Source organism: Ignatzschineria sp. F8392, assembly GCF_002252045.1.
Taxonomy (GTDB): domain Bacteria; phylum Pseudomonadota; class Gammaproteobacteria; order Cardiobacteriales; family Wohlfahrtiimonadaceae; genus Ignatzschineria.
Genome location: NZ_NEFF01000002.1, coordinates 358,431 through 377,790 on the forward strand (window position 1 = coordinate 358,431; position 19,360 = coordinate 377,790).

The following is a 19,360-nucleotide window of genomic DNA, read 5'->3' on the forward strand; positions in this document are numbered from 1 at the left end:
CAGATTCTTTCTAGATTCTTTCTAAGTCTTAAAAGGAGCAACCTATCATGAAGATCGATCCTCCCTACAGCGCAGAGAAAGCAGAACTGAGAGATTATTTCAGCAATGCAAGAAGAGCCCTTTCAGATGATCAATATCGGCAATATTCACAAGAGATTTGCCGGCAACTTTTGAGCTACTTAATCGATCTCAAAAGTGAGCAACCCTCAGCAATACATCTCCATCTCTTCCTGCCGATAGAAGCTCAAAGAGAGGTCGATCTGCGTCCTCTGCTCCCACACCTTTGGCAATACAATATTAGAGTTGCCGTTCCAAGAGTTAAGCAAGGAGCGCTTGAACATATCCCATTAACAGCAGAAACCAAATTAAAAACTAGTCGTTGGGGTATTCCTGAGCCGACTGAGGATTATAGCCCCTTAACCGAGGAAGAGATCAACTCTATTACAACAGTTATTACCCCCCTTTTAACCTGTGATATAAAGGGACATCGCGTCGGTTATGGGGGCGGTTTTTATGATCAATTTTTTAAAACTTATCCCCATCTTATCAAGATTGGCGTCGGCTTCTTCCCACCTATTGAAAAGATATTGGATAGTTACCCAGGGGATATCCCTATCGATTACTATCTCTACCCCAAAGAGCTGATCCGTTTCTAAGATAGAAGAGCAGGAATGAAAGGCTAAAAGAAGAGAGATACGACCGGACAATAGAGTGGTAAAATAGCCACTTCCCCTCGCTATGGAGATTATGAGATGAATAGAATGTTAGCCCTCACAAAAATTATGGCTCCTTTTTATAATAATTATCTTCTCTATAGTCTCAAGATATTGATCATTATGGTGGGCGTTGTACTGATCCCTATGGCACTGACCGGCGATCTTCAACTCTCCCCTATCTTAGGCGCTGTAGCGGCAGCACTCTCTGATCTAGATGACCATATTAAAGGCCGAATTAAAAATATTGGCTTAATTCTGCTCATCTTCTTTCTAGTAGCTACAACCGTCGAGCTCTTCTTTCCCTACCCACCTCTCTTTCTCCTCCTCTGTACTTTAGGAACAAGCGCCTTGATCATGTTAGGTGCATTAGGAGAGCGTTATGCAACAACTGCCTTTGGAACTTTAGTCTTAATGGTCTATGCCATGCTCACTCTGGAACCAGATCGAGCTTGGTATATTCAACCATTAACACTGCTAACTGGCGCACTCTGGTATCATCTGATCTCTCTACTATTTCACCTGATCTGGCCTGCCCGTCCGATTACTGAATCATTGGGAGAAGCATATCGTGACCTGGCCCATTTTTTAGAACTTAAAGCACGCTTCTTCGACCCTGATGAGGGAGAGAGCATTCAAAAGTTGAAATTAAAACTCTCTATTGCCGGCAAAACATTAACAACGCGCCTCAATAGTATTAAGGGTGCTTTAATACGACGATTACAGAATGAGCAATCTAATCAGCCCTATTCAGAACTTCTCAATTACTACCTTGTAGCACAAGCGATCTACGAGCGCGCATCATCTATCCATGTAGAATATGAGATTCTGCATAAAGAATTTCTCTATAGTGATCTACTCTTTCGCTATCAGCGTGTCATGATGCAGCAAGGCAATGCGGCTCAAAAGGTGGCCGAAGCTCTACTTCATAAAAAAAAGTATCTCTATCCACAATATCTCTCGCGCATCACGAGCCGTCTTGAAGAGACCACATTAAGACTCAAAAAAGATCATGCCGCATCAATCGAGATTATTATCTCGATCGAAAATATCCTTCATAACCTCAAACAGATCAATACTCTCCTTCTTAAGATGGAGAGCGGTTTAACAGATTCAGAGCTTTTTCAAAGAGAGATTAAAGCGCTACGTCCCACGAAGAAGAGCAGCAAAATAGTGTCTCTGAAAGACTCACTTCTCAATATCTATCAAACCATCAATGCCCATTTAACTAAAGAGTCAGAAATTTTTCGTCATGCCGTCAGAATGGGCTTTGTCATGGGGGTAGGTTACCTCATAATCTGGGGAATTAATCTCGCTAATACCCATCTACTCGGGAATGGTCCTGTCACCAATCGCATCTATTGGATTGTCTTAACAGCTATTTTTGTCTGCCAGCCTAATGTAATTGTCACCAAAAGTCGTATCTTAAAACGGCTCTCCGGCACCTTTATTGGTGTCTTATTCACACTACTTTTTCTTCAATTTTCACCCTCAACGTCATTGCAGGTCCTAATGGTCATTGCAAGTAGCACACTCTTTTTCAGCTTAAGTGCTCTAGGCTACTCCTTTACAACAGCACTGATTACGATTATGGTCTTGATCAGTTTTAACCTCAATGACTATGCATTTATTGCTCCAGAGCGCTTAATTGATACCATTATTGGCTGTGCAATTGCTTGGTTTGCTGCACGCTTCATTCTTCCAGATTGGCGCTATCATAATATTCAACATGCCTATGAGAAAGTCGCCGAAAAAAATAGTGAATACTTAAGGGAAATTCAAGAGCAATATCATCAGGGGCGACATGATAGTTTAAATTATCTCTCAACACGCGCTCGAGCCAATGAGGCTGATAGTGAATTAGCCGCTCTCTTTGCTTCCTTATCAGAAACTAAAGGGAAAGATGAAGCTGCACTCTCAGAGCTCTTTCACAATCTCTGCCTCAACAATACCTTTTTAGGATACCTCTCCGCTCTTGGTGCCCATCGCTCCGCAATTGAGAATCAACAAGTCCTACAACTTTTAGATAAAACTGCCAACTTTATTACTCAAACATTACAACAACGACAATTTGATCAGCCAACCTATAGCCAATTAAAGAGAGAGATCGTTCAACAACAGGATCAAAATCGAAGTGATTTAGCTTCCGCCCTACTACTCCAGCAGCTAACATTGTTACTTCGAACACTCCCCTCCTATCTTAAGGCACTCTTTAAAGCTTAAAATATTTAATCACGGTAGAAGAGATTAAGGATGCAATACTTAGTGATACAATGAACTATTAAACTAAAACAGTTAAAAGTATAAAATCGAAAAGTAAAAAGTGTTATTTAAAAGGTGTTATTAATTAGAAACTTTAATCAAAATTGGTATTAAAAGAATTATCAAAAGTGAGTGATAATAATTGAATGAGCATGATTTAATGAGAATAATGAAGAGTGAACTTATTAGCCTCTAGCTCAATCTCATCTAGCTCAATCCTGTTCAACCTGGTTGTGATGCCATCCTTAAGTCATTACTCATTATGCGTTTGTCATTAATAAAGTTAATCATGCTGATAACATCGATAGCGTTGATAGCGAAAAAAAGTACTCACTCTTAATCTACCAACTATTAGAGTCCTATTTTAGAGTCCTATTCCTAAAGGAGTTTGTATATATGCCAAACCGTATTCGATACGATATCTATCCCCCAAAAGGATCGATGGATCTGATCTCACATACAGAGAGCGCTATCTTAAAAAAGACAGCAAAAGGGGAGCTCTACCCTCTCTTTAGAAACTGTACACTTGCTGTGCTCAATACTGGTAGCAAAACCGATGATCCTCAGCTCATTGCCAGTCAATATAAAGATTATGATATCGAATTAATTCGTACAGAGAGGGGTATTAAGCTACGCCTCTTCAATCCTCCACAAGAGGTCTTTGTAGATGGTAAATTAACCAATGTGATTCGACGCAATCTCTTTTCTGTCTTAAGAGATACCCTCTTTATCGATTCTGTCTCATCGCTCTATCATGAATATAAAAATGGAAATGATACCGGTTCACTCATTAAAGTTTCAGAGAATCAACGTAACTCTTTAACGACCGATTTTGTCTTTGCGATTTTACGAAATGCCAATGCTTTACTCACAGATCAAGATCCTAATATTATCGTCTGTTGGGGTGGGCACTCAATTAATGAGACTGAGTATGAATATGGATATGCGGTAGGCCAAGAATTAGGAGTTCGCCATCTTAATATCTGCACAGGATGTGGCCCTGGTGCCATGGAAGCACCTATGCGTGGTGCAGCAGTGGGTCATGCTCGCCAATCGAATAAAGAGAGTCGTTTTATCGGTATCACTGAAACCTCTATCATTGCAGCGGAACCTCCCAATCCTCTCGTCAATGAATTGATTGTTATGTCCGATATTGAGAAGCGCCTTGAGGCCTTTGTCCGCCTTGGGCATGGCATTATTATCTTCCCTGGGGGCGTAGGAACAGCGGAAGAGTTCTTCTATATCTTAGGTTTACTACTCCATCCTAAAAATAGAGATATCTGCCTCCCCCTCGTTTTAACAGGACCTAAAGAGAGTGAAAGCTACTTTAGAACGCTAGATGCCTTTATTAGTAAAACATTAGGGGAAGAAGCACAGAAACTTTATGAAATAATTATCGATGACCCCGCCGCAGTTGCTCGCAAAATGAAACGATCCATGCCACAGGTTAAAGAGTGCCGAGAATTACGAGGTGATGCCTACTGCTTTAATTGGTTACTCACTATTCCTAAAGATTTTCAGCAACCTTTTATCCCAACGCATGAAAATATGGCAAAGCTCGATCTTCATCTCGATCAACCTAAAGCACAATTAGCCGCTAACCTACGCAAAGCTTTCTCCGGCATTGTTGCAGGAAACGTTAAAGAATTTGGTATTCAAGCAATTCAGGAACATGGTCCCTTTGAGTTATCGGGAGATCCTGAACTAATGGAGATGATCGACCAACTATTAAGAGAGTTTGTTCAGCAACAACGAATGAAACTCCCAGGGTCGGAATATACACCTTGCTATACCATTCGAAGATAGAAAATAGGTAAGAGGCAATTTTTATACTGCCGACCAATTGATAAGATTTCTAAATAGCGAAACCTCAAAGTGATATCTACCTTTGAGGTTTTTTAATCTCTACTTTATCTCTACTCCAACTTCACAGCCACCTAAGCTCAATGAGTTTAATGAGTTTAATTTGATAAAAATTTATATTTAAATTTACAAAATATTAAACACAACTATTCATAATAGTATGCATTGTCCAATCAACAAATATCTTTCAAACAAAATCATAGTGTTAATGTTGCAAATCAAATTGATAGGTCATAAAAATAAACTTATTGCAATAATGATATAATGAAAAATAACATATTAATTTTATTTACAAAAATATTAGATTTTTCTATTTTCCTTAAAATATAGATCTGTTTTTTGATAAAAAGAGGGGTTTATGAAAGATATCACTTCACAAGCACCACCTACTAACATGCTTCCAAAAGTTAGTGGCTTAGTGCTTATTGTCCTTGTTTTAACCCAAATTGGCACAACGGGAGATAATAGCATCTTAAGTGTTGCGACATCTGCACTGATAGAGGGCTTAGGTGCTGATATGAGCGAAATATCTCTCGCTAATACAATCTACTCTCTGTGTGCTGGTGCCCTGATGATTGTGGGCGGACTATTAGGTATTATTATCGGTTGGAAGCTAAATTTTAGAATCGGTTTGATCTTAGCTATTGCCGGAGAGCTTGCTGTATCGTTATCACCGAATATGCTTATCTTTTCTTGGGTGGGTCGTGTACTTGTAGGTGTCGGCGCCAGTTTAATGATCCCATCTGTATTAGGAATCATCCCGGCGCTCTATCAAGGAAAAAATCGAGTCGTAGCCTTTGGGGCTATCGGTGCAGCGACTGGAATTGCCTCTATTATTGCTCCTATTGCCGCAGGATTTTTAATTGATACAGTTGGTTGGCGTATCAGTTTTGCCAGTCTTGCTGCCTATTTTGCTTTAATATTCTTAGGCACCTTTACCATTCCCACACTCCCTAAAAACAATCTAAAAATTCATTTCGATTCAAAAGGAAGTATCTTAGCTATTTTAGGTCTCTTTGCTCTTATCATTGGTCTTTCCAAAATTAGCAATTGGGGCCTATTCACCGCTCTTCCTGATGCGCCCTTTGATATTGCAGGTTACTCCCCGGCAATCCCCCTTATCTTCCTCGGCGCCATTATTCTCTATATTCTGCTGAGAGTCGAAGGTAAAGAAGAAGATCGCTATGGCACAGTCCTCATTCCTCGCTCATTTATTAAAAATAAGAGTGCATTTTCTGGAATATTAGCAAGTGCCATGACCTTCTTAGCATTCGCTGCAATCGTTATTGTTATCAACCCTTACTTCCTTGAAGTAGCCGATTATAGCGCGGCAGATACCGGGATCGCAATGTCCTCTATGGGAATTGCAATGGTGATCTTCTCAATGGGTATTCCTAAACTTTACCCCAACATCAATCGCCGTGCGACGGTGCAAGTCGGTTATCTTGCAATCTTAATATCCGCATTTCCTATGGCGATGGGGCTAACACCAACAGGAACCAATTATCTGCTCTATATCGGTCTTGGTATCTTAGGAACCGGCCTTGGATTGGTCGCCTCCCAAGCTTCAATTATTGTCGCTGAAGCAATTAGTAATAAGGATGCGCAACAATCGGGTGGTATTCAAGCTGCGGCTCGAAATGTGGGACAAGCATTTGGAGTTGCCCTCTTAGGAACATATCTCACTTTTGGTAATCCTGCTAATGTTATGCAACATGTAAAAGAGGATAAAACTATTTCTCCCGTTGCTGCTGAATTTGTTACGGAAAATAGAATTACTTTTATGAGCAACAACAACCTAGAAAAACTCTTAAAAGAACATCAGCTTCCACAAACAGATATCAATGAGTTATTAAAAATCAATGCGAATGCTCGATTAGAGACTTCAAGAAATGCTCTCTATATCCTTGCCGGAATCGCTCTACTCTTTCTACTCTTTACAACCCGACACATTAGTCGCCATAAAGAGGAAGAGGTACCCACAACAAAGACTCAATCATCAATTCAATCCTAATCCTATTCCTATTCATAATCGATAATTTTATAAGGAGATACAATATGTGTACAGCTATCAGCGTTAGATCTAAAGAAGGCCTTATCGCCGGAAGAACCATGGAATTTGGTTTTGACCTTAACTTCACCACAATTTTTCTCCCTCGCCAATATGAGATTGTAAAAAATAGTGGTACTGAAGGAGATAAGCTCACAACGCAGTATGCTTTTATGGGATCTAACTTCCTAGATCTTAATGGTGTCAATGATGGTATTAATGAACATGGTCTGATGGGAAGTATCAACTACTTTCCGGGTTATGCTAGCTACCAAGAGAAAGCATCTGGGACTAAGAAATATAGTCTAGGTCCGGAGAATCTCCTCTCATTTATTCTGGGTAACTGTAAAGATATCGATGAGGTAAAGGCGCTTATTAAAGATGTAGAATTAATTGAATCTGTACAGGAAGCGTTAGGATTTACCCTTCCACTTCACTATGCGCTCTTTGATAAGGCGGGCAATGCTATTGTTATTGAACCTCAAGATAAAACGCTTTATATCCACGATAACCCTGTGGGTGTGATGACAAACTCCCCTGATTTTCAATGGCACTTAACCAACTTACGTAATTACGTGAATAATTCACCCGTTAATAGTGATTCTGTAACATTACGTGACACAACATTTACTAAGTTTGGTCAAGGAACTGGACTTGCGGGCATTCCGGGAGACTTCACTCCGCCAGCACGATTCGTTCGAGCTGCATTTTTTGCCGGTAATATGCCAGAACAAGAGACGAGTGCAAAAGCAGTTAATCAAGCATTTCATATCCTCAATAACTTTGATCTTCCACTAGGCTCTACAGTTGATCACAATGCGCCTAAAGAGAGCCAATGTGAAATCACATTCTATACAGCAGTAATGGATAGCAATACCTTAGAGTATTACATCAAATCACACTTAGAACTCAACATTCATCGCCATCGTTTAACCGATTTTGATTTCGATTCTAAAGAGAAGATTATTCATCCACTAGATAAACACACAACCTTTATTGAGGCATAAATCAGACCTCTCGTAATGGTATTACCTGTATATCTATCTGTATACTTTACAATCTGCTTGATATAGATAATTAAAAAGCTCACTTCAATTTGAAGTGAGCTCTTTTCTATCCCTTAAATAGCCATCAGGCTACTCTACAAATTAGATGGTCTAATTGCTAGATGATTGGCTATCGAATATTTGCTTTTTTGAGAGCTTCTAACAATTGACGAATATTTTGCTGTGCAGTTAAATTACGAGCATCGATCGCTCTTGCCGTTCCAAGATAGGAGACTTTTAAAGGTGCTTCCGCCTCAGTTCTAATATCTTGATTAAATAGAACTCTTCCTGTCGTCGCATCAACGAGCTGATAATTGACTTCCATAATTGTTGGGAAATGTAATCCAATACTTAATTGGCTAAATTTTAACACCGTCGCTTTTAAGTTCGCTTCTCGCTTCGTACCATTAAAGAGCTGTGATTGATCGAGGCTCTCTTGAAGCGCTTTTGCAAACGTCGATTTAAATTCTGCCTCAAAATGATTTTTATTCTCTAAATTAAAGAAGAAGTCATCACTCGGTGCATTTGATGCAATATTGACAGAGACATCTCCTAAGTGCATTGGGATTCTCTCCGCTTCTGTAACAGCGATCGACTCACCCTCTGGTGTATATTGAAAGTTGGCGACGGTACAACCTGTCATCAACAGTGCAAGGGATAATAGAGCGAGTTTCTTCATTACTGATTCTCCTAATGTTAATAAAATGATGTAGCTATAGTGGCTATCGATTACCTCATTGTAGCGTAAAAATTAACTGATAATTTATTAAAATTACCAATACTCCCCCACACTTCTATAAAACTACAAAATAAGATCTTGTATCTCTTTTCATTCTTCCCTGAATAATCCTCCGCTATAAAGAAATTTTCTACACTCTAAAAAAAAGGGCCGCACATCGTGCGACCCTTCTACTTAAGTTACTCTTATTTTTTAATCTATCCCGAATAAGAAAGGGATTAGAGTGATATTACATCATGCCAGGCATTCCACCCATGCCGCCCATACCACCCATATCAGGCATACCGCCATCTTTCTTTGGTAGGTCTGCAATCATACACTCTGTTGTGATGATTAAAGAGGCAACGGAAGCCGCATTTTGGATTGCTGAACGAGTAACTTTAGTTGGATCTAAAATACCCATCTCAACCATGTCGCCATATTCACCTGTTGCTGCGTTGTAACCGAAGGAATCAGTCTTACCTTCTTTAACCGCATTAAGAACAACATCCGCCGGCTCACCTGCATTCGTAACGATTTGACGAAGTGGTTCTTCCATCGCTCTAAGTGCTACACGAATACCCGCATCCTGCTCATCGTTATCACCTTTAAGCTCAGCAATACGCGTTAATGCACGAACAAGAGCAACACCACCACCTGGGACAATACCCTCTTCAACAGCGGCGCGAGTTGCATGAAGCGCATCTTCTACACGTACTTTCTTCTCTTTCATCTCAACTTCTGTTGCGGCACCTACCTGAATAACAGCAACACCACCTGCAAGTTTAGCAACGCGCTCTTGAAGTTTCTCTTTATCATAATCAGATGTCGCTTCAACAATTTGTTGTTGAATTTGAGCAACGCGCGCATCGATCGCAGCCTTATCTCCATTACCATCAACAATTGTTGTCGTATCTTTATCAACTACAACACGTTTTGCGATACCAAGATCAGCTACTGTTGCTTTTTCTAAGCTCATTCCGATCTCTTCAGAGATTACAGTACCACCTGTTAATACAGCGATATCTTCAAGCATCGCTTTACGACGATCACCAAATCCTGGAGCTTTAACAGCGGCAACCTTCACAATACCACGCATGTTGTTGATTACGAGTGTTGCTAAAGCTTCACCTTCAACATCTTCTGCGATGATTAAGAGAGGACGACCTGCTTTTGCAACTTCTTCTAAGATAGTGATCATCTCACGGATGTTACCAATCTTCTTATCGCAGAGAAGAACAAATGGGTCTTCTAATTCAGCGGCCATCGATTCTTGATTATTGATGAAGTAAGGAGAGAGATAACCACGATCAAACTGCATACCTTCTACAGTCTCAAGTGAGTTCTCTAAACCAGAACCCTCTTCAACAGTGATAACACCCTCTTTACCTACTTTCTGCATTGCTTTTGCAATAATTTCACCAATTTCCGCATCCGAGTTTGCAGAAATCGTACCGACTTGAGCAATTGACTTATCATCTTCACATGGTTTAGAGATATTACGAAGCTCTTCAACTGCCGCTGCTACCGCTTTATCGATACCACGTTTGATATCCATCGGATTCATCCCCGCAGCCACAGCTTTCATACCTTCACGAACAATTGCTTGTGCTAAGACAGTTGCTGTAGTTGTACCGTCTCCTGCTGTATCTGCAGTTCTTGAAGAGACTTCACGAACCATCTGTGCGCCCATATTTTCAAACTTATCTTCAAGTTCAATTTCACGCGCAACAGAAACACCATCTTTTGTGACAACAGGTGCACCAAAGCTCTTATCTAAAACAACGTTACGACCTTTAGGGCCAAGCGTTACTTTTACTGCGTTTGCTAAGGTATTAATACCTGCAACCATCTTTTTACGAGCGTCTTCACCAAAACGTACTTCTTTAGCCATATCTATTAATTCCTTCTATGTTTAAATTCTTCTATAACTTTGATCTGTTAGTTTGATCTGTTAACTATGATCAGTTAGAGGTTGAATTAATCTAATAAGTGATAAGAACATCATCTCTATATCTATGTAAATAGAGTCTCATCTACGTTATAAGCTATTAACCCTCGATAACCGCCATGATCTCATCTTCACGCATAACGAGTAGCTCTTCGCCTGCGACCTCTACTTCAGAACCTGAGAATTTACCGAAAAGAACTTTATCCCCAACTTTGACATCTAAAGTCTTTACTTCACCACTTGCCAATACCTTACCGTTACCTACAGCAAGAACGACACCGCGTGAAGGTTTCTCTGTAGCAGTTCCTGGAAGAACGATACCACCTGCAGTTTTAAGCTCTTCTTCTTCACGTTTGATGATTACTCTGTCATGTAAAGGACGTAATTTCATAGTCTATTCCTCATTAAAAGATTCATTAAATGATTGTTAATTGCTACCTTAAAAGTGAGTCAATTAACGCTCCATATGATGTTTTATCAATTGTTATTATCAGAAACCTTATCTAACTTGCCCTAGCAGAGGCTTATTTATAAGGTCTAGCCTGAGTTACGTCTTAATTGATGGGGTCAATAAAAAGAGTTTCAAGTCTTTCCCCCCTCTTTTTTTCAATTTTGACTAATAAATGATCAACAATTAAGCGATTTTAGAACCCCCTCTTCAGCGTCCTAATAGATTCTCTGATAAGATTCCTTTTTCAATCCAGCGCAACACATCTTGGAAAAATTTTAATATCTTTTTCAAATTTTTTTCAAAAATAAATTTCAATAAACATCGCAATAGTAATGAAATCGATTATAAGAGCCGATAAAATATGGGAAAAAACCTCTTCTTAGCTTGGAATAACCTTACCATTCATCGCCGAGTCTGGGCTTTAACGCTCCCGATGATCCTTTCAAACATCTCTGTCCCACTGGTAGGGACAGTTGATACCATGATTGTAGGTCATCTGAATGATGCAAATCAGATGGCAAGTGTCGGTATTGGCAGCAGTATCTATCTCTTTCTAATCGCTATCTTAAACTTTCTACGCATGGGAACAACGGGCTTTACCGCACAGGCTTATGGCCATAAAAATGGAGGAATGATTCGCCTAATCCTCATTCAAGGCATTCTCTTAGCGCTTCTCTTAGCACTGATCCTACTACTTCTAGCCTTCCCGATTACAACACTCGCTTTTTCAATTATCGATCCCGAACCTGCTCTTTATGACGGCGCCTCCCAGTTTTTTTCTTGGCGATTAATGGGAGCTCCGGCGGCACTGATCAATTTTGCCTTAATCGGTTGGTTTTTAGGAATGCAAAATGCTCGTATTCCCTTCTATATGCTATTAGCCACCAATATTCTTAATATTCTCTTAACCTTACTTTTTATCTTAAAACTCAATCTCGGTATTACAGGTGTTGCTAAAGCGGCGGTAATTTCTGAATACTTTGGTCTTCTTGTCGGCCTTGCTATTTTGCCAAAAATCTTGCTAAAAAATCGAGGAGAGTGGATCTTCTCACCTCTTAAAAAGTGGCATAACTGGCAATCTTTAATCTTTGTAAATCGAGATATCTTTATCCGTAGCTTAACACTACAACTTGCCTTCTTTTTAGTAACACTACAAGGCTCCCGGCTCGGCGGTGATATTGTTGCCGCAAATATGATTATTCTCAATGGTCTCTTTATTCTCTCCTATCTCTTAGATGGATTTGCTCATGCTATCGAAGCATTAACAGGCCGAGCAATTGGTGAAAAGAGCCGAGACCAATTACGATCTGTCATGGTCGTCGCCGGTGGCTGGGCATTGATAATCACACTACTCTTCTTCTTTCTCTTTCTATTATGGGGAGATCAATTTATCAACCTGATCTCCAATATCGATGCTGTCCGAGAGAGCGCTTACCCGCTAATTCCTTATCTAACACTCCTCCCCTTAATTAGTGTTTGGAGTTATCTTCTAGATGGCCTCTTTATCGGCGCAACGCGTGCAAAAGAGATGCGCAATGCAATGATAGGCGCTTTTATAATCGCTTTACCGATCGGTATTCTACTAACCCCTTTTGGCAATGATGGATTATGGCTCTCATTCCTCCTCTTTATGCTGTTACGAGGTATTATTATGATCTATTTCACCTACCAAATTGAACAAAAGGAAGGCTGGATTGAGCATTAAAAAGAGCTCTAGAAGCCTCGAAAAGTCCCTAAAAGTCACCATTATAAATAGTGAAAATAGTGATATAAAAAAAGCACGTTTAATACGTGCTTTTCTCAATAATAATATGTTGCTCTATATGTCGCTCTTCAAAAGAAATTCTCTTCTCTCCATTTCGCTCTTTGAAAGTCTGCTTGCGAGAGTGCATTCTAAAGAGGGAATGACGTCTTCGTGAGCGTAAATCTTTAGGTTTTTTAGGAACCGTTCTTTCAAAAATCAAAGGGGCAAGCTCTGTTAGCGCTTTATCATAAACTTTACGTTTAAAATGAATCACATCGCGCAATGGTAACCAATAATCAACCCACTTATAGTGATCAAACTCGGGATGGTCCGCCGCATTCAGATTAAAATCCGCTTCCTCACCGATAAATTCGAGCATAAACCAGACCTGCTTTTGGCCGATACATGTTCTCTCATTCATATGATTTCGGCGAATCAAATTGTGGGGTAAACGATAACGTAACCACCGATCTGTTCTACCTAAAATTTTAATATGTTCAGGGCGTAATCCAACTTCCTCATAAAGCTCTCTATACATGGCTTCTTCCGGCGTCTCATTTGGATCAATTCCCCCTTGTGGAAATTGCCAAGCATCTAATTGACCGATGCGATGACCCCAGAATAACTGCTGATTTTGATTACACAATATGATTCCAACGTTTGCCCGAAAGCCATCATTGTCTATCATTTTGTGCCTTTATCTAAAAATTAAAATATCAACTCTATTGTTCCACAAGGCGCCTTTAAAGCCAAATCTTATTTAAAATAGAAGTAGGGAGCCTCGCTAAAATGGGCTGTTAGATGTGATAGTCATCTCTTATCTAAAAGATAGAGAGTATCAAAGATAATAAGAGCTTATAAGTAGATTAGTCAATTTATACAAAACTTATTAAAAGCTTACGAGGAACTTACGGAGGTCTTTTAAAAAGATATAGATGAACGCATCACTATTTTATAAATAGCTTAGATAAATAGGCGCACAATAGATTTGTAATAAAATGACTAAAATAATAATTTGAATAACGATTGGAATAATTATTTTAATAACCCCCAACCTACCCTATTTCTTGTATGATGATTTTATATATGATGTTATGTGATGAAAAGAATGTTGAGAGATGAAGCATTGAGATCCATCTTTCTAACTGGGAATCCATCATCAAAGTTAATTGTAGATAGTAAAGATTATCTACCAAGATTCCCACTCTTATCTTTCTACTTAAGATCTCTGCTTAAGCAAAGGAGTTACGATGTTTTCATTAGATAAACAGATCGCAATGGTGACAGGTGGCGCAAAAGGTATCGGGCGCGGCATTGTTGAGGCACTTATTGAAGCTGGAGCAACCGTTATTATTGCGGATATCGATACCACTGCCGGCAATAATACAGCAAAAGAGTTAGGTTGCGATTTTGTCGCATTAGATGTTACGAATCAAGCCCTCTGCCAAACGCGTATCGAAGAGGTGATCGAAAAGTATGGTAGGCTCGATATTCTCTGCTCCAATACCGGTATCTTTCCTCAGGCAACCATAGAGGAGATGACGGAGAAAGATTGGGATTTTATGCAAGAGGTCAATGTCAAAGGAACCTTCTTTATTGTCCAAGCAGCCCTTAAAGTGATGAAAAATCAAGGTTATGGACGCGTGATTATTACATCATCTATTACAGGAAATATTACGGGATTCCCCGGATGGAGCCATTATGGAGCATCTAAGGCGGCTCAATTAGGATTTATGCGTAGCGCTGCTCTCGAATATGCTCGCTTTGGCATTACAGTGAATGCAGTTCTACCCGGCAATATCTTAACGGAGGGACTCGAAGCACAAGGGGAGACTTATCTCAATCAGATGCGTGCGACAATCCCGACACATACATTAGGCGAACCTAAAGATATCGGTTATGCCGCAGCTTTTCTGGCATCGAAAGAAGCTAAATATATTACAGGACAAACCATTATTATCGATGGTGGACAGATTCTCCCAGAATCACCGGAAGCACTACTCTAACCACAAATATATCTGGATATTGAATATACGATATTTCTCCTATATTCATAGTTAAATAGAGAGGGAGCGTATCTTTCAATATGCTCCCTTCTCTTTTTCATCCTACAGTGACCTGCCGTTACAATCTGCTGCCGATCATTGAAGACTCAGATCTCTATTCGATCTTAAAACTTCCCCTAGTTTATGAAGATCTATTAGAGATAACTCTTGAATCTCTCTCGACCTAAATAGAGGCTTAAAAAGATTCCTAATGCACATAAGAAGAGAATGTAATAGGCAATAAACATTGGATGGAAATGCTCTGCAATCACCGGTACTAAGAAGGTTGTTAACCCTGCAAATACGGCATTACCAATATTGTATGAGAAGCCCATGCCAGTTAAACGCACATCTGCCGGAAAGAGACGAATGATAATCATCGGCACACAAGCAACGATCCCTAAGAAGAAGGAGGCGATGGCATAGAGGATTCCTACCTGCGTCAAATCACTACTGCCTAATGCGGTAAAGAAGATATAGCTTGTGATCGCAAGAAGCAGCGCAAACCCGAAAAGAGTTCTTCTCAAACCGATTCGATCAACCAAGAATCCCGCCGCTAAACTCCCCACAATATTCATAAAAGTGGCGACTAATGCTGCTTTATTAACAAATCCCGCCTCCATATTAAAAACTTCTGATTTCATTAAGTTCGGGGCGAGCAGAACTAAAACAACCCCCGCAATCAGTAACCAAGTACTCAATGTCGCAATAAAGAGTTGAGGACGAAAATCTTTTAAGAGCGTTTTCATAGGTGTACCGGCGTGCAGTGCTTTCTGCTTCTGCATCTCTAAGAAAACCGGTGTCTCTTTGAGATATCGACGAAGATAGACTGCTAACAACCCTAAAACACCCCCTAAAATAAAGGGAATTCGCCAGGCATATGCTAAAGTCTCCGAGGCAGTAAAGGAGATATTCATCATCGTTGAGACAAAATGACCGATCAATACGCCAAAAGTTAACCCTGCAGCGATAGCGCTATTAGCAATACCAAAACGCCCACGGGAGACATGCTCTGTGACAAAAACATGAGCACTAGGAACCTCTCCCCCTAATGCGACACCTTGTAAGATTCGCATCAAAAGAAGAAGTGCCGGTGCAAAATAACCGATGGACTCATAGGTCGGCAATAAACCAATGGCAAGTGTCGGCAGCGCCATCATAAAGAGCGAGAACATAAAGACCTTTTTCCGACCAATCAGATCTCCAAAATGGGCCAGCACAACACCACTTAATGGGCGAACAAAATAGGCAATCGCATAGGTAAGATAGGTCATCACCGTAGCAACTAACTCTGATTCTGCCGGGAAAAAGAGCACTCTTAAGGTAGAGGCAAATGTTAAAAAGACAATGAAATCATAAAACTCTAACGCTCCACCTAAAGAAGAGAGTGATAAGGTCTTTACCTCATCGCGTGTTAAACCTTGCGCCATAACTTACTCCTTCGCTCGATCCAATTCCGGCACTAACAACATACTATCCCCGTAACTAAAGAAACGGTATTGCGATTTAACCGCATGCTGATAGATCTCTTCGATACGTTTCTTCCCCATCAATGTTGAAACTAACACCAAGAGTGTCGATTTAGGAAGATGGAAATTGGTTAAGAGCCCATCAATCACTCTAAATTTAAAGCCCGGCTTGATAAAAATATCTGTATCTCCCACAAACGGGCGCAACTCCCCTGAAAGAGCAGCGCTTTCTAATGCACGCACGGCTGTCGTGCCAATCGCAATCACTCTTTTCCCCGCCGCTTTTGTTGCTTTAATCTCCTCTACTGCCGACTCTGGCACAGAGATCCACTCTTTATGCATCTGATGCTCATCTAAATTTTCACTTCGAATCGGTTGAAACGTCCCCGCACCGACATGCAGCGTAATCTCTGTAATATCAACCCCTTTTTGACGCAGTTGATCAAGCAACTCCTCTGTAAAATGAAGTCCGGCAGTCGGCGCCGCAACCGCACCCTCCTCTTTATTAAAGACGGTCTGATAGCGGGACTGATCAAGTTCTTCATCACTACGTGTAATATAGGGTGGCAATGGAAGATGCCCATAGGTTTCTAGCAGTTGTGCAATCGCGCTTCCATCGATCGTTCGTAGTTGAAAGAAATGATCATCCCTGGCCACCATTTCTAGACGAGGCTCCCCCTCAATCAAAACTTTTTTCCCCACTTTTAACGCTTTGCTCGCTTTAATTTGCGCTAAAATATCTGTTTCAGTCAGAAGACGCTCAACCATAATCTCCACCTTGCCCCCCGTCTCTTTTTGTCCAAAGAGTCGAGCCGGCAAAACGCGAGTATTATTGATCACAATCCGATCTCCGGGGTGTAAATATTCAACTAAAGCATCAAAGCTATGGTCTCGAATCTCGCCATGATAAGGGATTAACAATCGGGAGGTTCCTCTTACTTTCGGTGGAAATTGGGCAATCAATTCCTCGGGCAGATGATAATCGTAATCTGATAATTTCAACATGAACTCTTATTCCTACTTATATTTTCACTGATGTTTTTTACTAATATTTCTACTAATATTTCTACAGCCAATTCCAATTGTGCTAAAGATAAAATCCCAAAGTCCACCGAGGACATTGGGATTTTTATCATCACACGACTCTTTTTAATTAACCACTCTCAATCAATAGCTCTTGTTAACAATAATTAATTAACAATTATTAATTAACGATCTTAACGATCATTACTAACATTAGAGATATTGCAACTCATCTGCATAAAGTGACTCTTCGCTCTCTCTTTTACGAATCAGCTTTGCTTCATCCCCCATCAATAATACCTCTGCGGCTCGACCACGAGAATTATAGTTAGAGGCCATCGTAAAACCATACGCGCCGGCATGAGTAATAGCTAAGTAATCTCCCGATGTTAAAGCGAGCTGTCGATCCTTCCCTAAGAAATCACCTGTTTCACAAATAGGGCCGACAATATCATAATTTTTAACCTCACCTTCATCACGCTCATCGAGGTTAATAATATTCATCCATGAGCTATAGAGCGCCGGACGAATCAGATCATTCATTGCGGCATCAACCACGGCAAAGTTTTTCCCCTCATTCTCTTTAGTAAGAATTACCTGCGTCACTAAAACGCCGGCATCCCCTACTATAGAGCGACCCGGTTCAATCAATATTTTAAGATCACGATCACCAATCTTTTCGATCGCTTGATCGATCCACTCCGCAGGATCGATTAAAGTTTCATCTTCATAACGAATCCCTAATCCGCCTCCCATATCGAGATGCTTTAGATGGATTCCTAATGCAGAGAGTTCATCAATCAGGGCAAGCGTAATATCGAGTGCTTCAGCATAAGGTTCAATCTCTGTCAATTGTGAGCCGATATGAAAATCGATTCCCTGAATATCGATATGGGGCATACGCGCCATCTCACGATACATCGGCAATGCATCGGTCATACTGATTCCAAACTTATTCTCTTTTAGACCTGTTGAGATATAAGGATGTGTTTTAGCATCCACATTGGGATTAATCCTTAATGAGACGGGCGCTTTAACTCCCAATTTTCCAGCAATCTTATTGAGCATATAGACTTCTGCAACCGACTCTACATTAAAGCAGCCAATGCCGGCATTAAGAGCAAATTCTAAATCACAATTTCGTTTACCGACGCCTGAGTAGACCACTTTTTGAGGATCACCCCCGGCAGCTAAAACGCGTTTTAACTCACCACGAGAGACAATATCAAAGCCCGATCCCGCTTCCGCCAATAACTTCAAAATCGATAAGTTACTATTTGCTTTTACGGCGTAGCAGATAAGATGAGGATAATCCCCAAATCCACGGCGATAAGCATCATAGTTTGCTAAAATTTTCTCTGCCCGATAGATATAAACCGGCGTCTGAAACTCCTCCGCCACCTCTGTTAAACGCACCTGATCAATTTTCATCTTTCTCTTTTTTATAATCTTTTTTATAACTTGTCATAAAGTGTCCATCATTATGCTCTGCTTCGCTTTTTGCAATATAGAGCGCACCTGTTTGCCCGCAACCGGCTAAAAGCCCCATCACAAACAGGAGAACTATTCCCTTTTTATAAACCTTTAACACTCAACTATCCTTCTGAAGTAAAGCGATCTAGAGATTATTCTCCATTATTCATCGGTCATTCATCTGTTATCCATCTGCTATTTACCTGCTATATATCCGCTATATATCCGCTATTCTCTACTGAGAGCCGATAGATTAGATACACTATTAACAGGGTCAATCATTCTATTACAATTAACACAGCTTAGCACTTTGGAGCTACTGCTTTTCATCTTTCCTTAACAAAAAATATTTGATTGAAAAGATAAAGTGGAATTAACTTTCCTAAAGATAGCGCATTATTCGCCAAATATTCCCATTTTTAAATATTATTTTTTGACTGTAGGGGGGATAGCAGGAATTATTCTTTCTCGCTCAATCCGCTAATTTCTATCTGAAACAGGCGAATTAATCAACAAAATGTGTTACAATTACATGTTGTTTTTAAGTTAACT

At 40.2% G+C, this 19,360-nt stretch carries 14 protein-coding genes and 1 pseudogene; 7 read left to right on the forward strand and 8 right to left on the reverse strand.

What is annotated here, in order from left to right:
- The first annotated feature begins 47 nt into the window (after positions 1-47).
- From B9T19_RS05850 to B9T19_RS05870, 5 genes are all read left to right on the forward strand, one after another.
- Complete coding sequence (locus B9T19_RS05850; RefSeq protein ID WP_094567654.1) at positions 48-656, forward strand: 5-formyltetrahydrofolate cyclo-ligase; 609 nt, start codon at positions 48-50, stop codon at positions 654-656.
- Between the two features lie 96 nt (positions 657-752).
- Positions 753-2,936 (forward strand): YccS family putative transporter, encoded by a 2,184-nt coding sequence (yccS, locus tag B9T19_RS05855; protein ID WP_094567655.1) that lies wholly within the window; start codon positions 753-755, stop codon positions 2,934-2,936.
- A 435-nt stretch (positions 2,937-3,371) separates the two neighbouring features.
- Positions 3,372-4,781, forward strand: coding sequence for a nucleotide 5'-monophosphate nucleosidase PpnN (ppnN, locus tag B9T19_RS05860; RefSeq protein WP_233146805.1), 1,410 nt, complete (start codon positions 3,372-3,374; stop codon positions 4,779-4,781).
- Between the two features lie 415 nt (positions 4,782-5,196).
- Positions 5,197-6,852 carry an MFS transporter gene (locus B9T19_RS05865; protein ID WP_094567656.1) on the forward strand — a complete coding sequence of 552 codons (1,656 nt, stop codon included), beginning with the start codon at positions 5,197-5,199 and terminating at the stop codon, positions 6,850-6,852.
- Positions 6,853-6,896: 44 nt separating this feature from the next.
- Positions 6,897-7,895 carry a linear amide C-N hydrolase gene (locus B9T19_RS05870; protein WP_094567657.1) on the forward strand — a complete coding sequence of 333 codons (999 nt, stop codon included), beginning with the start codon at positions 6,897-6,899 and terminating at the stop codon, positions 7,893-7,895.
- A 169-nt stretch (positions 7,896-8,064) separates the two neighbouring features.
- Here the strand turns inward: B9T19_RS05870 and B9T19_RS05875 are convergent, their stop codons facing one another.
- From B9T19_RS05875 to B9T19_RS05885, 3 genes are all read right to left on the reverse strand, one after another.
- Positions 8,065-8,613 carry a hypothetical protein gene (locus B9T19_RS05875; RefSeq protein ID WP_094567658.1) on the reverse strand — a complete coding sequence of 183 codons (549 nt, stop codon included), beginning with the start codon at positions 8,611-8,613 and terminating at the stop codon, positions 8,065-8,067.
- A gap of 289 nt (positions 8,614-8,902) precedes the next feature.
- On the reverse strand, positions 8,903-10,546 hold the full coding sequence (groL, locus tag B9T19_RS05880) for a chaperonin GroEL (protein ID WP_094567659.1): 1,644 nt from the start codon (positions 10,544-10,546) through the stop codon (positions 8,903-8,905).
- A gap of 157 nt (positions 10,547-10,703) precedes the next feature.
- Positions 10,704-10,994 (reverse strand): co-chaperone GroES, encoded by a 291-nt coding sequence (locus tag B9T19_RS05885; protein WP_094567660.1) that lies wholly within the window; start codon positions 10,992-10,994, stop codon positions 10,704-10,706.
- A 421-nt stretch (positions 10,995-11,415) separates the two neighbouring features.
- Here B9T19_RS05885 and B9T19_RS05890 point away from each other — a divergent pair, with 421 nt between their 5' ends.
- Complete coding sequence (locus B9T19_RS05890) at positions 11,416-12,759, forward strand: MATE family efflux transporter (protein WP_094567661.1); 1,344 nt, start codon at positions 11,416-11,418, stop codon at positions 12,757-12,759.
- A gap of 202 nt (positions 12,760-12,961) precedes the next feature.
- Here the strand turns inward: B9T19_RS05890 and B9T19_RS05895 are convergent.
- A pseudogene (locus B9T19_RS05895) lies at positions 12,962-13,486 on the reverse strand (RNA pyrophosphohydrolase); the annotation flags it as partial.
- 562 nt (positions 13,487-14,048) lie between these two features.
- On the opposite strand from B9T19_RS05895, the gene fabG reads away from it, so the two are divergent.
- Positions 14,049-14,804, forward strand: coding sequence for a 3-oxoacyl-ACP reductase FabG (fabG, locus tag B9T19_RS05900; protein ID WP_094567663.1), 756 nt, complete (start codon positions 14,049-14,051; stop codon positions 14,802-14,804).
- A gap of 194 nt (positions 14,805-14,998) precedes the next feature.
- Here the strand turns inward: fabG and B9T19_RS05905 are convergent, their stop codons facing one another.
- The 4 genes from B9T19_RS05905 to B9T19_RS10595 all read right to left on the reverse strand — a co-directional run bounded on the left by B9T19_RS05905 (position 14,999) and on the right by B9T19_RS10595 (position 18,926).
- Positions 14,999-16,273 carry an MFS transporter gene (locus tag B9T19_RS05905; RefSeq protein WP_094567664.1) on the reverse strand — a complete coding sequence of 425 codons (1,275 nt, stop codon included), beginning with the start codon at positions 16,271-16,273 and terminating at the stop codon, positions 14,999-15,001.
- 3 nt (positions 16,274-16,276) lie between these two features.
- The gene (gene queA, locus B9T19_RS05910) at positions 16,277-17,314 is read right to left on the reverse strand and encodes a tRNA preQ1(34) S-adenosylmethionine ribosyltransferase-isomerase QueA (protein ID WP_198959056.1); all 1,038 of its coding nucleotides are present in this window, start codon (positions 17,312-17,314) and stop codon (positions 16,277-16,279) included.
- A 234-nt stretch (positions 17,315-17,548) separates the two neighbouring features.
- Entirely contained in the window at positions 17,549-18,766 is a 1,218-nt protein-coding gene (lysA, locus tag B9T19_RS05915) for a diaminopimelate decarboxylase (protein ID WP_094567666.1), read from the reverse strand.
- A complete protein-coding gene (locus tag B9T19_RS10595; RefSeq protein ID WP_158214361.1) occupies positions 18,756-18,926 on the reverse strand; it encodes a lipoprotein in 171 nt (56 codons plus the stop codon). The genes lysA and B9T19_RS10595 overlap by 11 nt, the downstream gene beginning before the upstream one ends.
- Between the last annotated feature and the right edge of the window lie 434 nt (positions 18,927-19,360).

What these genes read in the sequence shown, in the direction of transcription:
- B9T19_RS05850 (WP_094567654.1), top strand. Translation starts at nt 48, where the DNA reads ATGAAGATCGATCCTCCCTACAGCGCAGAGAAAGCAGAACTGAGAGAT.
- yccS (WP_094567655.1), top strand. Translation starts at nt 753, where the DNA reads ATGAATAGAATGTTAGCCCTCACAAAAATTATGGCTCCTTTTTATAAT.
- ppnN (WP_233146805.1), top strand. Translation starts at nt 3,372, where the DNA reads ATGCCAAACCGTATTCGATACGATATCTATCCCCCAAAAGGATCGATG.
- B9T19_RS05865 (WP_094567656.1), top strand. Translation starts at nt 5,197, where the DNA reads ATGAAAGATATCACTTCACAAGCACCACCTACTAACATGCTTCCAAAA.
- B9T19_RS05870 (WP_094567657.1), top strand. Translation starts at nt 6,897, where the DNA reads ATGTGTACAGCTATCAGCGTTAGATCTAAAGAAGGCCTTATCGCCGGA.
- B9T19_RS05875 (WP_094567658.1), bottom strand. Translation starts at nt 8,613, where the DNA reads ATGAAGAAACTCGCTCTATTATCCCTTGCACTGTTGATGACAGGTTGT.
- groL (WP_094567659.1), bottom strand. Translation starts at nt 10,546, where the DNA reads ATGGCTAAAGAAGTACGTTTTGGTGAAGACGCTCGTAAAAAGATGGTT.
- B9T19_RS05885 (WP_094567660.1), bottom strand. Translation starts at nt 10,994, where the DNA reads ATGAAATTACGTCCTTTACATGACAGAGTAATCATCAAACGTGAAGAA.
- B9T19_RS05890 (WP_094567661.1), top strand. Translation starts at nt 11,416, where the DNA reads ATGGGAAAAAACCTCTTCTTAGCTTGGAATAACCTTACCATTCATCGC.
- fabG (WP_094567663.1), top strand. Translation starts at nt 14,049, where the DNA reads ATGTTTTCATTAGATAAACAGATCGCAATGGTGACAGGTGGCGCAAAA.
- B9T19_RS05905 (WP_094567664.1), bottom strand. Translation starts at nt 16,273, where the DNA reads ATGGCGCAAGGTTTAACACGCGATGAGGTAAAGACCTTATCACTCTCT.
- lysA (WP_094567666.1), bottom strand. Translation starts at nt 18,766, where the DNA reads ATGAAAATTGATCAGGTGCGTTTAACAGAGGTGGCGGAGGAGTTTCAG.